We start from the raw sequence: 14,338 nt of genomic DNA, 5'->3' as shown, positions 1-14,338 counted from the left end.
GGGTGGGCGCGCACGCGGCCTTCGGCGGTGGTGTCGCCGTCATCACCGGCGCGGGCAATGGGATAGGTGCGGGCTTGGCGCGCCACGCCGCCGCCTTGGGCATGACCGTCGTGCTCGTCGACATCGACGCCGGCGCCATCGTGGCGCTACGGGAGGAGCTGCCCGGCGCCGTGGATGTGGTGTGCGACGTGCGTGACCCGGATGCACTCGAAGACGTTGCCGCACAGGTGTACTCCGACATCGGACCGGTACGGCTGCTGGTCAACAACGCAGGTGTCGAGCAGTTCGGCTATCTGTGGGACACCCCGGTCGCCAACTGGGACCGACTGGTGGACATCAACGTCAGCGGCGTGTTCTACGGGATCCGCGCGTTCCTACCCCGCATGATCGCCACCGACTCCCCGGCGTGGGTGTGGAACCTGTCGTCCATCGGCGGCGTAGCCGCCGTACCGCTGCAGACGCCCTACATCATGAGCAAGCACGCGGTGCTGGCACTCACCGAATGTCTGCGTCTGGAAGTGGAACTGGCCGGCCACGCCGACCGGATCCACGTGCAAGCGGTGCTGCCCGGCGCGGTGAAGTCCAACATCTTCGAAGCGGCCGGTGGGGTCGACGACGGCGACGTCGGGGCCGCCGAATCGCAGCGGGCGGCGATGCTCGACATCAAGGCCGAGGCAATGGATCCGCTCGAAGCGGCACAGGTGGTGTTCGAGCAGGCCGCCGCGGGCGAGTTCTACCTGCTCACCCAGCCCGAGTATGTGGGCAACGCGATGTCCGAGCGGGCTGCGATCCTGGCGGACCGCCGCGCACCGGTCCTGCGCACCAAGCAGCGATTCGACCCCGCACGGCACTGACCGGATCCGGCTGAAAGAAGGTCGACGTGCAGATCGCCGACAGGGTGTTCGTAGTGACCGGCGCGGGCAACGGAATGGGCCGGCAAGTCGCACTTGGTCTTTCCCGCCGAGGCGCCCGCGTCGCAGCCGTGGACCTCGATGCCGTCGGGCTGGCCGGCACGGCTGAGCTCGCAGCCCAGACCGGCGCCGCGGTGTCCACCCACGTTCTCGACGTCACCGACGACGAGGCCGTCGCGGCACTGCCGCAGGTGGTGACAGAGACACACGGGCAGGTCGACGGGCTGGTCAACATCGCAGGCGTCATCCACCGGTTCGCACCGTTCGCCGAACTCTCCCCGGCGGAGACCAACCACATCATGGCCATCAACTTCGAAGGCACGGTGCGCATGTGCCGCACGTTCCTGCCGACCTTGCTGGCACGTCCGGAGGCGAACATCACGAACATGTCGAGTCTTTCCGCGCTGTTGCCGTTCGCCAGCCAAACGCTGTACAGCGCGAGCAAGGGTGCCGTCAAGCAGTTCAGCGAAGGTCTCTACGCCGAACTGTGCGACACCAACGTCCATGTGGTGACGGTGTTTCCGGGCAACATCGACACCAACCTGACGGGCAACTCCGGGGTGCAGATGCTCGATGCCGGCGGCAGGAAAGTCCGTTCCACCAGCGCCGAGGCCGCGGGCGACAAGATCGTCGAGGGCATTGCCGATGACCGGTTCCGCGTCCTGATCGGCACGGATGCGCGGGCTCTCGACATCCTGACCCGGTTGTCGGCGGAGCGCGCCACCCGGTTGGTCGCCAAACAGATCAAGTCGGTCCTGTGACGGTGACCATGCCAAGAGACATCGAGTACGACGTCATCGTCGTCGGGTTCGGAGCCGCGGGTGCGGCCGCGGCGATCGAGGCTGCCGACCGCGGGGCACGCGTCCTGGTGCTGGACCGTGGATACGGCGGCGGGGCCACCGCGTTGTCGGGCGGAATCATCTACGCGGGCGCGGGCACCGCCGAACAGCGGGCCGGTGGCTACGACGACAGCGTCGAGGACATGCGGGCATATCTCGAGCAGGAGGTCGGCGACGCGGTCAGCGGCGAAACTCTGCAGAGGTTCTGCGAGCAGAGCCCAGCGCTGATCGACTGGCTCAAGCGGCAAGGGGTGCGGTTCCGCGGCGGCCCGGTGCCGTCGTACAAGACGTCGTATCCGACCGACGACTTCTACCTATACTACTCCGGAAACGAAAAGGCCTATCCCTACGCGCTTCACGCGCGGCCCGTGCCGCGCGGCCACCGGGTGCTGGCGCCTGGCATGAGTTCGGGCAAGGTGCTGTTCGAGCACCTGCGCCGCTCGGCCAAAGTCAAAGGTGTCGAGTTCGTTCCGTTGTGCCGGGTACACGAACTCCTGTCGGACGGCGACGGGCGCATCCGCGGAGTCCGCTACCGCGCGATGTCCGCGAACCATCCCCACGCACGCCGGCACCGGGTTCTGACCAAACTCACCGGAAAGACCGGCACCTGGCTACCGGGCTTGGTCAAGGGCGCTGTCGAGCACGCCGAGGCGCTGTGGGCCGCTGCCGCCGTGGACGGTGAGGCACACGCGCGCGCCGTGATCCTGGCGGCCGGCGGCTTCGTGCACAACCGCGAGTGGATGGCTGAACACGCGCCCGAATTTCTGAAGATCTCCCCGCTCGGAACCCCCGGTGACGACGGCTCCGGCATCGCCCTGGGCGTCGCGGCCGGCGGCAGGACCGACAAGATGGGCAACGTCACCGCCTGGCGCTTCCTATCGCCGCCGAGCGCGTTCCTCGAGGGCCTCACCGTCGGCCGCGACGGCCGACGCATCGCCAACGAAGACCTGTACGGCGCGACGCACGGCAACGTGATGATGCGCGAGTTCGGCGGCGCCGGGTGGGCGATCTACGACACCCCGACCTGGCGAAAGGTGAAGGATCAGATCCGCGAGCAGACGCAGCTCTTCCAGCGCCTGCAGCTGATCTACCTCTTCACCCTTGGGCGCAAGAAGGCGTCGACGATCGAAGACATCGCGGTCAAGAACGGGATCGACCCGTCAGGGCTGCGCCGCACCGTCGACGAATACAATCGCGACATCCGCAGCGGCGCAGGCGATCCCGCCCACAAGGAGCCGGAGCTGTGCCCACCGTTGGAGACAGCGCCGTTCTACTCGATCAATATCTCGGCAGACAGTTCGATGTTCTATCCGATCCCCGGGTTGACGCTCGGCGGCCTCATCGTCGACGAACGCACGGGCGAAGTCGCCCATCGGGACGGCGGGACGGTGGCCGGCCTGTACGCCGCAGGCCACAACGCGATCGGTGTCTGCTCCAACAGCTATGTCAGCGGGCTGTCCATCGCGGACTGCATCTTCAGCGGACGCCGCGCGGGCGCGCACGCGGCCGCCACCGTGCAGTCGGCATCAGGCGATCGAGATCAGCTGTGACGCAATACCCTCTGGATCCGGACGCTGCCGAGCGCGTCGCGGCGTTCGGGCCGATTCCCCCGATGCGTCAGCGTGGCCTTACCGAGGTGCGGCGGACGATCGAATCGGCACCGCACCCCGACGACATGCCGGAGATGGCTGACATCGAGGACCGCGACGTTCCCGGCCCGGCAGGGTCTGTTCCGATCCGGATCTACCGCCCGACCCTCGCCGACGACTCCCCCGTCCTGGTCTATTTCCACGGCGGCGGAATGGTATTGGGCTCGAATCACTCGTTCGAACCGTTCGCCCGGACACTGGCCGCCGAAAGCGGCGCCGCGGTGGTGTCCGTCGACTATCGGCTTGCACCGGAGGCGCCGGCGCCGGCGCAGTTCGAGGACGCGTATGCGGCGACCTCATATGTCGCCTCCAACGCCGGTGCGTTTCGCGTCGACCCCCAGCGGTTAGCCGTCGTCGGGGACAGCGCGGGCGGCTCGTTGGCGGCGGCAGTCGCGCTGGCCGCACGCGACCGCGGCGGCCCCCCGATCTGCTGTCTGGTGCTGATGTATCCGGGTCTGGACCGCGACATGACCTGCGAGTCGATCGTGAGCATGCCCGACGCGCCGATGCTGCACTGCGACGACATCGACTTCATGCATGAACTCGCGGATCGGGGCGTAAGCACACCGCCGGACCAGTACCGGTTCCCGGCAATGGCAACCGACCTGGCCGGGCTTCCGCAGGCCATCGTCGTCACCGCCGCGTGTGATCCGATCCGCGACTGGGGCGAGCGGTACGCGCTTCGGCTGCGCGACGCTGGGGTACAGACCACGCTGACCCGCTATCCCGGCATGTACCACGGCTTTCTGATGCGCTCGGAGGCCACGGCCAGGGGCCGGCTGGCGGTCGCCGAGATCGGTGCGCTGCTGCGCGCAAAGTTCGCACACCCGCTCCCGTGGTAGATCGTTTTGCTCGCGCGAGCTGGGCCCCCCGCGCGAGCTGGGCCCCCGCGCGAGCTGGGCCCCCGCGCGAGCAGACGCTAAGACCCCCTGAAAGCCCCCGGAAAGGGGGTGCTCACGTCTGCTCGGCGCAAAAGCGGCGTCCCGATCACCGGACAGGTGGCGACCAGGCAGCCTATCGCCGCACCACAATCGAGCCATGCTTACCGAACAGCAGCGGATGGAGCTTTCCGACATACTGCGGCCGGTTTCGCCGCCCCGCGAGATCGACAACGTCTATACCGACGACCAACGCGAACGCCTCCTCGACGTGGTTCGCACACAGGGGCCGTGGCGACTGATCATCGCCCAGCACTTCGCATCCGCCGAGGAGCTGATGGCCACCATGAGCGGAATGTTTCCCGAGGGGTTCACCCCGTCGCTGGACCTGTTTCTGACCGCGACGTTCCGCGGGTATTTGGCGAACTACGGCACGGTGCTCTACCCGGAGTTGCACGACTGCTTCTACAACAAGCGGTTCATCGACCTGGCCAAGAGCTACTGGAACGCCGAGTACGCCAAGCCCCAGATGATGCTGTTCAACATCAACGGGCCGTGCGCCAACCGCGATCCCGGACACCTGGACTCCCCGAGCTTCCGCGGTGTGCGCCACGAGAACGCGCCGACCTGGCTGTGCAGCGTGATGGGCAAGTCCGGGCTGTTCCAGGAGTACTTGATCAAGATGGCGCAGGTGATCACCTGGTTCTCGCTCGACGAGGGCAGCGGATTCACCTACTGGCCCGACGGCCCGCTCAAGCAGCCGCGACGTGTCCTGCCGCCGATCTACAACCGCGGTGTGCTCGTGCAGAACGAGATGATGGTGCATCGCGGCGAGGCGAACGGGCCGCTGGAACTGCAGACGCCACCGGGCCTCGCCTTCGACACCGTCTTCACCGGCGATCCGGCCGATCGCGACCACTGGCTGCTCAAGAACGGCGAGGATGTGATCGCCCGTCACCACACCGACGAATTGCGGTTCCTGGTGCACTGGTCGGCCGAGGTGTTCACCGACTTCGACGAGCTGAAAAAGAACATGGACGGCAGCGACGACCTCACCGTCGACAAAGCGATCGACATGCTCGTCGATGACGTTCACAAGAAGGGCGTCAAGCTCGACGTGCCCAGCGAACCGCTGCACGATCCGGAGTTCATTGCCGCGCTCAACGCGGTCTACGACCTCGGCGGTCCGGCGGTCTACCCCGAGGAAGCGCCGATCAGCGCGTTTCAGCTGACCTGAGTCGTCACCGCACGATCACATCGCTGGGCGTGCGCGGTGAGCCCAGCATGTCGCGGTGCGACGGCGGCTTCCTGCCGCCCTCGTCGGTGATCCCGTAGCGCGCCGCGAGTTCGGCGGCGATCAAGGTGTGTCCGCTGACCTCGGTGAGCTTCGGGTCGCGGTACAGCGCGTCGATCACATGCCCGACGAACTCGGGTGTCTCGGCGTGCTGCGCCATCGCCGCCAGACCCTCGGGGTTGCCGTCGAATGCGCTGCGTAGCTTCGCCGTGAGCAGGATGCCCATCCAGATCGATGCGGTGTGCACGGTGGTTCCGCGGAAGTCGACCGCCATATCGGCAGCCATCTTGTCGATGCCGGCCTTCTGCGCCCCGTAGGCAGGCCCGTGCATGTAGCACACCGACCCGGGCGAGGATGTGAACGCGATCAGGCCGCGCTCGCTCCGAAGCATCAGCGGAGCGGCGAAATACGCTGCCACGTACGCCGATCGCAGACCGACGTCAATGATGTCGGCCAGACCGATGGGCTTGTCCCAGAACGGTTTCGGATCTGTCAGCGCATCGTGGACCGCGGCGGCGTTGTTGACCAGTAGGTCGAGCCGGCCGTCTTCCTGCTCAACCCGCGTGAACAACGCGGACACCGCCGCATCGTCGCGATGGTCGAGCGGCACCGCGATCCGGCCGTCACCGGCGTCCGTCACGGTCCTGCCGGTCACGTATACGCGCCAGCCGCGTGCCACCAGGGCGCTGGCGATGCCGTGGCCGGCGCCGCGGCTGGCCCCGGTTACGACCGCGACACGCACGTGGGCGTCCGTTGTCACAGCCTCGAGGTTACGGCGTCACGTCAACCGTTTCGTCGACGATGCGCAGCGCGCCACTCCCAACTGCCTCATCGATCGTGTCGCGCAGGTCAGAGCACGCCAGAAACACTCCGCCGCTGTGCTCGTTGAGTTGCTCTGCTTCGCGTCGTTGCGGGCACCTGGCGGTGGCGTCCGCGTTCCACTGGATGCTGGTCTGCTGCCAGCTGCTCTTGCGGACAAGGACCTGTGCCGCGCATCGACGGCAACGCACCGGTACCAGCGGTGAGTCGAGCAGTCGGTTGTCGGCGTGGACGGCCATGCTAAGCCTGCGCGGCGCGTGCGGCGATGTTGTCTTCGACCTGCTTCTGCCAGGCCTCCCGCGGCCGGGTGACGTCGATCTCGTACTCGAACCGGTCCACCATGTCGGGCGTGACGTCAGCGACGTCGACGTAGAACTGCTCGTACCACCGCCGCAGCTGGTACACCGGTCCGTCCTCTTCGCACAGCAGCGGGTTGTCGATGCGAGCTTTGTTCTTCCAGATCGCCACGTCCTGCTCGAAACCCACTTTCACCCAGTCGCCGAGTGCGATCGCGGTCTGCATCGCCGCCTCCTCGGGCAGGTTCTCGGATTTCTTGACGATGATCCCGTATTGCAACACAAAGGAATCGGCGTCTATCGGGTAGTGACAGTTGAGAAGAACCGTCTTCTGGTCCTCATGCTCGAAGTGGTAGGTCAGATCGTCGATCATGAACGACGGTCCATAATACGACGCGACCGATGTCGTACCCAGCATCCGCGGCTGGTCTTCGGGATGCGGTATGTCGTCACGGGCGCCGCTGTTCATGTACTGGGTGGCGATGTGTCCTTCGAAGATGTTCTTGAAGTAGGTCGGCATCGACCCGTGAATATAGAAGAAGTGCGCCATGTCGACGACGTTGTCGATGATCTCCCGGCAGTTGGTGTTGACGACGGTTGTGTACCAGTGCCAGTCGGTCCACTCATCGCTTCCGGCGCCTTCGATGCGCGGAATCGTCACATCGGCCGGCGGCGGGTTGTTCTCGGGATCGTTCCACACGAACAGCATCCCGTCCTGCTCGAGCGTCAGCCAGGTCGCCGTCCGAGCCAGCCGCGGCACCCGCTTGCTGTAGGGCACCTTCTTGCAACGGCCGTCTCCGCCCCAACGCCAGTCATGGAATGGACACGCGATCTCGTTGCCCTTGACTTCGCCTTGCGACAAATCGCCGCCCATGTGCCGGCAGTAGGCGTCGAGCACGTTGATCCTGCCGTCCCCGCTGCGGAAGACCACCAACTTCTTGCCGAACGCGTGCATCGTGTGCGGCTTGCCATCCCCGAGGTCACGGGTCAACCCGAGGCAGTGCCACCCGCGAGCGAATCGAGTGGGTGCCTGCCCTGATTCGATCTGGCGGACCTCGACAGCAGTGTGCAACGTCATGGCTTCGTTTTACCGCCTGATACCGATCCAGGTCGGTAAGCGTCCCGCTGGTAGGGAGGGTGAATCCGGGGGCCGGTGATGGCTATCTACTGTCGGCGAACGTGACGACTCGCGATTCCAGCACGATCCCCACCGGATTAACGGTCCAGGACACTGTCGTGGACCTTGTCGTGATCGGTTCAGGCACCGGCATGGCCGCCGCGTTGGCAGCCAAGGAACTCGGGATGTCCGTGCTGCTGGTCGAGAAGTCGAGCCACGTAGGAGGCTCGACGGCAAGATCCGGCGGTGCTCTGTGGTTCCCGGCGAGCCCGGTTCTCGACGAGAACGGCGCGGCCGACACGACGGCGGATGCGCAAGAGTACCTGGACTCGGTCGTGGGTGGTACCGCTCCCCGAGAGCGTTCCGCAGCGTTCCTCGCTCATGTCGGCGCGACCGTGCAGATGTTGCGGCGGACGACGCCGATGCGGCTGTTCTGGGCAAAGGACTACTCCGACTATCACCCTGAGAAGCCCGGTGGCACAGCGGCCGGACGCACCTGCGAGTGTCGGCCCCTGAACACTGCGATCCTCGGCGACTATCGGAGCCGGCTACGTGGCGGCGTGATGGAAGTCAAGATCCCGATGCCCACGACCGGAGCCGACTACCGGTGGCTGAACCTGATGTCGCGGGTGCCGCGCAAAGGCCTGCCGACGGTCGCCAAGCGCCTCGGGCAGGGGGTCGGGGGGCTGCTGCTCGGCCGCCGCTACACCGCGGGCGGTCAAGCCTTGGCCGCTGGGTTGTTCGCCGGAGTGCTGCGGGCGGGCATCCCGGTCTGGACGGAAAGCGTGCTGCGCCGCCTCACCACCGAGAACGGCCGGGTCACCGGTGCCGTAATCGACCACGACGGACGCGAGGTGGCCGTCACCGCGCGCCGCGGCGTGGTACTTGCCGCCGGTGGGTTCGACCACAGCATGGAAATGAGGTGGAAGTTTCAGTCCGAAGCGCTCGGCGAGCATATGAGCCTGGGCGCCGAGACCAACACGGGCGACGCGATTCGCTGCGCTCAAGAACTCGGCGGCGCAATCGATTTGATGGATCAGGCGTGGTGGTTCCCCGCGGTGGCGCCGCTGCCCGGCGCGGCTCCTTTGGTGATGCTCGCCGAACGGTCGCTGCCGGGCTCGCTGATCGTCGACCAGAACGGCACCAGGTTCGTCAACGAGGCGACCGATTACATGTCGTTCGGGCAACGGGTCCTCGAACGAGAACGCGCCGGGAATCCGGTCGAGGCGATGTGGATCGTGTTCGACCAGCAGTACCGCAACAGCTATGTCTTTGGCGCTGAACTGTTTCCGCGGATGCCCATTCCGCGCGCCTGGTATGAGGCCGGCATCGCGCATCGCTCATCGGAGCTCGCGGACCTTGCGTCCAAGATGCAAGTTCCGGCGTCAGAGTTCGTCGCGACGATGACGCAGTTCAACGAAAAGGCGGGCGACGGACATGACAACGAATTCCATCGCGGGAGCAGCGCATACGACCGCTACTACGGCGATCCGACGATCACGCCCAACCCCAACCTGCGCGCGCTCGACAAGCCGCCGTACTACGCGGTCAAGATGGTGCTCAGCGATCTGGGTACCTGCGGCGGTCTTCGTGCCGACGAATGCGCCCGGGTGCTGCGCGAAGACGGCAGCATCGTCGACGGTCTATACGCGATCGGCAACACCGCAGCCAATGCGTTCGGCGCGACGTATCCCGGTGCGGGCGCGACCATCGCCCAGGGCCTGGTGTTCGGGTACATCGCGGCGCGACACGCCAACGCGGCTACACCGCACGGCTAGTCCGACTCTTCAGCCTCGGCCTTCTTCTCGATCTCGTACCAATACTCCGGCTTCGGCCACGGAATGCCTGCCTCTGTCCCACTGGTGGCCTGGGCAAAGACCGCCTGCGCCTCGTCGAGGTCCTTGATCATCTGCAGGGTCAGTTCGCGCTCTGCGGCGTAATGTCGCTCAGCCCACTGCAATCCGACTCGGGCGAACGCCCATGCCGGCTCGACATCGGCCCAGCGCGCATCCTTTGCCGCCTCGAGGTGCATTTGCTCCACCCAGGCCAGATGCTGCTTCAAGAGTTCCTTGAGCCTGGCCGGATTGGTCAGATGCCCCAACGTGACCCGCAAGATGGCGTTGTGCTTGAGCACCGGCGGGTCCAGCGGGGCCTCATTCGCCCATCGAGTGACGGCTGTCATGCCCGCTTCGGTGATCTTGTATAGCCGACGGTTGCGGGCACCCGCGCTGCTTTCCACCCGCGACGTGACAAAACCCTGCTCTTCGAGCTTTTTCAGCTCCGAATAGATCTGGCTGTAGGCCGGGCTGCCGTAGAAGAACCGCATGCTCCAGTTGATCCACTTGCGGATGTCGTAACCGGACAACTCGGTGTCGTACGACAGCATGCCCAGCAACGCCCATGCGGTCGCTGTCAGGTTCGGCATCGCTGAACTCGGCTCCACCGGTCAAGGCTATCAACGGCGGCGCTGTCGGCATTGTCGACTGCCGCTCACGGGACGCGCGGTTGCCCGCCATGACGACGATGTAACACTGTGGTTCATCATCGACAAATACTCGAGGCACTGGAGGCAGATGTGGCTTCGGACGACTCGACGGCGAACGCCGACCGTCGGTTTGGTCCGCCGGATCACCACCGCGTTCCAAGGCCAGCCCGTTGACTGACTTTGACCAGGTCGTCGACGTTCTGGTAGCCGGCTCGGGCGGCGGCGTCACCGGCGCGTATACCGCGGCGCGCGAAGGCCTTTCGGTGGCACTGGTCGAAGCAACCGACAAGTTCGGCGGGACGACGGCCTACTCGGCCGGCGGCGGAATGTGGTTCCCCTGCAACCCGGTGCTCAGACGCGCGGGCAGCGACGACACGATTGAGGACGCGCTGACATACTTTCGTGCCGTCGTCGGCGACCGCACACCGCAGCAGCTGCAGGAGACGTACGTCCGCGGTGGCGCCGCACTCATCGAGTACCTGGAAGCCGACCCGCATTTCGACTTCGCCGTGCTGCCGTGGCCCGACTATTTCGGCGCACTACCCGGGTCGAGAACCGACGGGCTACGCCACATCGTGGCCAAGCCGCTACCGGCGAAACAGCTCGGCCAACTTGCGAGGTCGATACGCGGACCGCTCGACAGCGAGCGGCTCGGCGCGCCGCAACCCGAGCTGTTGACCGGCGGGCGCGCGCTGGTCGGGCGGTTCATCGCTGCCTTGCGTGACAAGCCGGACGTCACAATGCATCTGAATTCACCGTTGGTGGAGCTCATTACGAAAGACGGCGCCGTCGTCGGCGCAGTCCTGGACCGCGGTGGTGAACGAATTGCGATCGGCGCCCGTCGCGGGGTACTGCTGGCGGCCGGCGGATTCGAGCACAACCCCCGGATGAGGAAGCGCTATGGCGTTCCCGGCCGCGCCGACGACACCATGGGGGCGCCCGGCAACACCGGCGCCGCGCACGCCGCGGCCCTGGCTGTCGGAGCATCGGTCGACCTGATGGACCAGGCGTGGTGGTCACCTGGGCTGACCCATCCCGGTGGGCGTTCGGCGTTCGCGCTGTGGTTCACCGGCGGAATCTTCGTCAACCAGGACGGGACTCGCTTCGTCAACGAATCCGCACCATATGACCGGCTGGGCCGGGAGATGATCCGCCAAATCGACAGTGGCGCGCTTCGGTTGCCGTGCTGGATGGTCTACGACGACCGCGAGGGCGAGGTGCCGCCGGTCAAGGCGACCAACGTGTCGCTGGTCGAAACCGCCCGGTACCGGGCCGAAGGTCTGTGGCGCACGGCCGACACGTTGCAAAACCTGGCGCAGTTGATCGGGGTACCCGCGGCGAACCTGATCCGCACCGTGCAGCGCTTCAATGACATGGTGGCCGCCGGTGAAGACCAGGACTACGGACGCGGCAACGAAGCCTACGACCGGGCCTTTTCCAGCGGCGAGCCGCCGCTGGTCCCGATCGACAAGCCGCCGTTTCACGCCGCGGCGTTCGGTCTGTCCGACCTCGGCACCAAAGGAGGTCTGCGCACCGATACCCGGGCCCGCGTGCTCGATGCATCGGACAACCCCATCACGGGCCTGTACGCGGCCGGCAACACCATGGCCGCCGTCAGCGGCACCGCCTATCCCGGTGGCGGCAACCCGATCGGCGCGTCGATGCTGTTCAGCCATCTCGCGGCGCTCGACATGGCGGCGCGAGAGCCGCACGCATGACCGACGACTTCGAACCGCTCACGCAGTCGGTTCGCCGCCTCATCGACGTCACCATCCGCAGCGAGGTGGGCAACGCCGCCGCCGCAGAAGCCAAGGCGCACATCGACAAAGCCGTCGAACTGTTGTCCGCCGAGCTGATGCCTGGTTCCTACGGGGTGCGCGCCGCCGCTGACGGCCGCCCGACAGCACTGGGCAACGTGTTGATCGGGGCCCGCAACGCCATCGCTCCCCCGCTGGTGATCCACCACGCACCCGAGGGATCCGTGCACACGGAGTTCGAACTCGGCGCCGCCTACGAAGGCCCCGCGGGACACGTGCACGGCGGGGTGTGCGCGCTGATCCTCGACCACGTCCTGGCCGCCCCCGCCCACCGACCGGACGCACCCGCCGTCACCGGAACGATCACCGTCCGGTACGTGCGGCCCACCCGACTCGGCCGGCTGCGCGCCGAGGCCTGGGTCGACCGCGTCGAGGGCGCCAAGACCTACGTCGTCGGCCATATCGCCGACGCCGAGGGCGCCACGGTCGAGGCCTCCGGTGTCTTCATCCGGCCCAAGCGCCGTTGAATTCTTCCGACGATCGGGATATCTGGCTGACACCTGGTGTCCGACAGTGTTGTATCGGGCCATGGCATCTCTTCAGCGATACACCGACCGACGGGTTCTGATCACCGGCGGTGGGTCGGGCATCGGGCAGGCGACCGTCCTGCGCATCCTCGACGAGGGCGGGCGCGTGGTGGCCGCCGACATCAGCGAGGCCGGCCTGAAAGACACCGTCGCCAAGGCCGAGCCGCACGGCGATCGGCTCACCACCGTGGCCATGGACATCAGCCGCGAACCGTCGGTGCAAGCCGGCGTCGCCGAGGCGGTCCGGACGCTGGGCGCGCTGGACACCCTCGTCAACGCCGCGGGGGTGCTGCGCTCAGCGCATCTCCTCGACACCACGCTGACCGACTTCGAGCAGGTGCTGCGGATCAACCTCATCGGCACTTTCCTGGTGACCCGCGAAGCCATTCCGGCGTTGCGCAAGGGCACCAAACCCGCCGTGGTCAACTTCAGTTCGACGTCGGCGACGTTCGCCCACCCCTACATGTCGGCCTACGCGGCCTCCAAGGGCGGCGTCCAGGCGATGACGCACGCGTTGGCCCTCGAGTTCGCCAAGGAGGGCATCCGGTTCAATTCCGTGCAGCCCGGCTCGATCTCGTCGGGCATGACCGACGGCACCGGTGAATCCAAGCAAAGCGTCGGACCCGGATTGCCCGCCGACGCCGACTACTCGCTGTTCGGCAAGATCCAGCCGGTGCTGGCGCTCGAGAACGGGGCGATGTTCGCCAAACCCGAGGCGGTCGCCGCCGTCGTCGCCATGCTGGGCAGCACCGACGCGTTCTTCGTCACCGGCACCGAGGTGCGTGTCGACGGCGGCACCCACATGTAACCTCCTGCAGATGAGCGTCACCCGGCCCCTTCGCGTCATCCAATGGACCACCGGCAACGTCGGCCGCCGGTCACTGCACGCCATCATCGGCCGCGACGACATGGAGTTGGTCGGGGTGTATGCCCACGGCGCGGACAAGGTCGGCGTGGACGCCGCGGAGCTGGCCGGCTGGCCCGAGCCGACCGGGGTGACCGCCACCAACGACGTCGACGCGCTGCTGGCGCTGCAGCCCGACGCCTGCTGCTACAACCCGCTGTGGCCGAACATCGACGAGCTGGCGCGGCTGCTGGAAGCCGGCGTCAACGTCTGCACGAGCGCGGCCTGGATCACCGGCGGCAAGCAGACGCCCGAAGACCTCGACCGCATCCGAAAGGCTTGTGAGAAAGGCAATTCCAGCATCTTCGGCAGCGGGGCGCACCCCGGTATCTCCAACATGGTCGGCATGGTGCTCTCCGGCGCGTGTGAGCGGGTGGACGAGATCCGCATCACCGAGTCGGTGGACTGCTCGACCTACGAGTCCGCCGGAACCCAAACCGCGATGGGGTTTTCGCAGGATCCCGACACACCGGGTCTGGCCGAGAGCGTGCGCCGGGAAAGCGAGGTCTTCGCCGAATCGGCGGCGATGATGGCGGACGCCATCGGCGCGACGCTCGACCGGATCACGTTCGACGTCACGTTCACCGCCGCCACCGGCGACAGCGATCTGGGCTTCATGCGGATTCCCGAGGGCACGGTCGCGGGAGTGCACGGATATCACCGCGGCTGGGTCGGCGACCGCAACGTCGTCAACGTGGGCTTCAACTGGATCATGGGCAACCATGTCACCCCGCCGAAGCCGCTCGAACACGGACACGTCATCCAGGTCTTCGGCGTCCCGAATATGCGCCTAGGATATAGG

Annotated in this window: 13 protein-coding genes and 1 pseudogene; 10 read left to right on the top strand and 4 right to left on the bottom strand. The window is 66.6% G+C overall.

The features are described from left to right. Positions 1–2 precede the first annotated feature (2 nt). From G6N28_RS20485 to G6N28_RS20465, 5 genes are all read left to right on the top strand, one after another. Positions 3–854 (top strand): SDR family oxidoreductase, encoded by an 852-nt coding sequence (locus tag G6N28_RS20485; RefSeq protein ID WP_163903481.1) that lies wholly within the window; start codon positions 3–5, stop codon positions 852–854. Positions 855–880: 26 nt separating this feature from the next. Next, positions 881–1,672, top strand: coding sequence for an SDR family NAD(P)-dependent oxidoreductase (locus G6N28_RS20480; protein WP_163903479.1), 792 nt, complete (start codon positions 881–883; stop codon positions 1,670–1,672). An 8-nt stretch (positions 1,673–1,680) separates the two neighbouring features. Next, positions 1,681–3,300: an FAD-binding protein gene (locus tag G6N28_RS20475; RefSeq protein WP_163903477.1), complete on the top strand. Its 1,620-nt coding sequence runs from the start codon at positions 1,681–1,683 to the stop codon at positions 3,298–3,300. Continuing rightward, the gene (locus G6N28_RS20470) at positions 3,297–4,241 is read left to right on the top strand and encodes an alpha/beta hydrolase (protein ID WP_163903475.1); all 945 of its coding nucleotides are present in this window, start codon (positions 3,297–3,299) and stop codon (positions 4,239–4,241) included. The genes G6N28_RS20475 and G6N28_RS20470 overlap by 4 nt, the downstream gene beginning before the upstream one ends. Before the next feature lie 196 nt (positions 4,242–4,437). After that, complete coding sequence (locus G6N28_RS20465; RefSeq protein ID WP_163903473.1) at positions 4,438–5,514, top strand: hypothetical protein; 1,077 nt, start codon at positions 4,438–4,440, stop codon at positions 5,512–5,514. 4 nt (positions 5,515–5,518) lie between these two features. Here the strand turns inward: G6N28_RS20465 and G6N28_RS20460 are convergent, their stop codons facing one another. Genes G6N28_RS20460 through G6N28_RS20450 form a run of 3 tightly spaced genes read right to left on the bottom strand, consistent with a single transcriptional unit; the run spans position 5,519 to position 7,764 of the window. Then, entirely contained in the window at positions 5,519–6,331 is an 813-nt protein-coding gene (locus G6N28_RS20460; RefSeq protein WP_163903471.1) for an SDR family NAD(P)-dependent oxidoreductase, read from the bottom strand. A gap of 10 nt (positions 6,332–6,341) precedes the next feature. After that, positions 6,342–6,629: a ferredoxin gene (locus G6N28_RS20455; protein ID WP_163903469.1), complete on the bottom strand. Its 288-nt coding sequence runs from the start codon at positions 6,627–6,629 to the stop codon at positions 6,342–6,344. Position 6,630: 1 nt separating this feature from the next. Next, entirely contained in the window at positions 6,631–7,764 is a 1,134-nt protein-coding gene (locus G6N28_RS20450) for a 3-ketosteroid-9-alpha-monooxygenase, oxygenase component (RefSeq protein WP_163903467.1), read from the bottom strand. Between the two features lie 101 nt (positions 7,765–7,865). Here G6N28_RS20450 and G6N28_RS20445 point away from each other — a divergent pair, with 101 nt between their 5' ends. Further along, a complete protein-coding gene (locus G6N28_RS20445; RefSeq protein ID WP_163903465.1) occupies positions 7,866–9,581 on the top strand; it encodes a 3-ketosteroid-delta-1-dehydrogenase in 1,716 nt (571 codons plus the stop codon). On the opposite strand, the gene G6N28_RS20440 is transcribed toward G6N28_RS20445, so the two are convergent. Continuing rightward, positions 9,578–10,228 carry a PadR family transcriptional regulator gene (locus G6N28_RS20440; RefSeq protein WP_163903456.1) on the bottom strand — a complete coding sequence of 217 codons (651 nt, stop codon included), beginning with the start codon at positions 10,226–10,228 and terminating at the stop codon, positions 9,578–9,580. The genes G6N28_RS20445 and G6N28_RS20440 overlap by 4 nt on opposite strands. Positions 10,229–10,458: 230 nt before the next feature. On the opposite strand from G6N28_RS20440, the gene G6N28_RS20435 reads away from it, so the two are divergent. The 4 genes and pseudogenes from G6N28_RS20435 to G6N28_RS20420 form a co-directional block, all read left to right on the top strand. Next, entirely contained in the window at positions 10,459–12,006 is a 1,548-nt protein-coding gene (locus G6N28_RS20435; RefSeq protein ID WP_163903454.1) for an FAD-binding protein, read from the top strand. Further along, the gene (locus G6N28_RS20430; RefSeq protein ID WP_163903451.1) at positions 12,003–12,572 is read left to right on the top strand and encodes a PaaI family thioesterase; all 570 of its coding nucleotides are present in this window, start codon (positions 12,003–12,005) and stop codon (positions 12,570–12,572) included. The genes G6N28_RS20435 and G6N28_RS20430 overlap by 4 nt, the downstream gene beginning before the upstream one ends. A 61-nt stretch (positions 12,573–12,633) precedes the next feature. Further along, entirely contained in the window at positions 12,634–13,440 is an 807-nt protein-coding gene (locus tag G6N28_RS20425; protein ID WP_163903449.1) for an SDR family NAD(P)-dependent oxidoreductase, read from the top strand. A 10-nt stretch (positions 13,441–13,450) separates the two neighbouring features. Further along, positions 13,451–14,326 (top strand): annotated as a pseudogene (locus tag G6N28_RS20420) (NAD(P)H-dependent amine dehydrogenase family protein); the annotation flags it as partial. Between the last annotated feature and the right edge of the window lie 12 nt (positions 14,327–14,338).

It is taken from the genome of Mycolicibacterium pulveris (assembly GCF_010725725.1).
Lineage (GTDB): Bacteria > Actinomycetota > Actinomycetes > Mycobacteriales > Mycobacteriaceae > Mycobacterium > Mycobacterium pulveris.
Note: the sequence above shows the minus strand (reverse complement) of the source record. Positions and strands in the feature narration are given on the sequence as shown.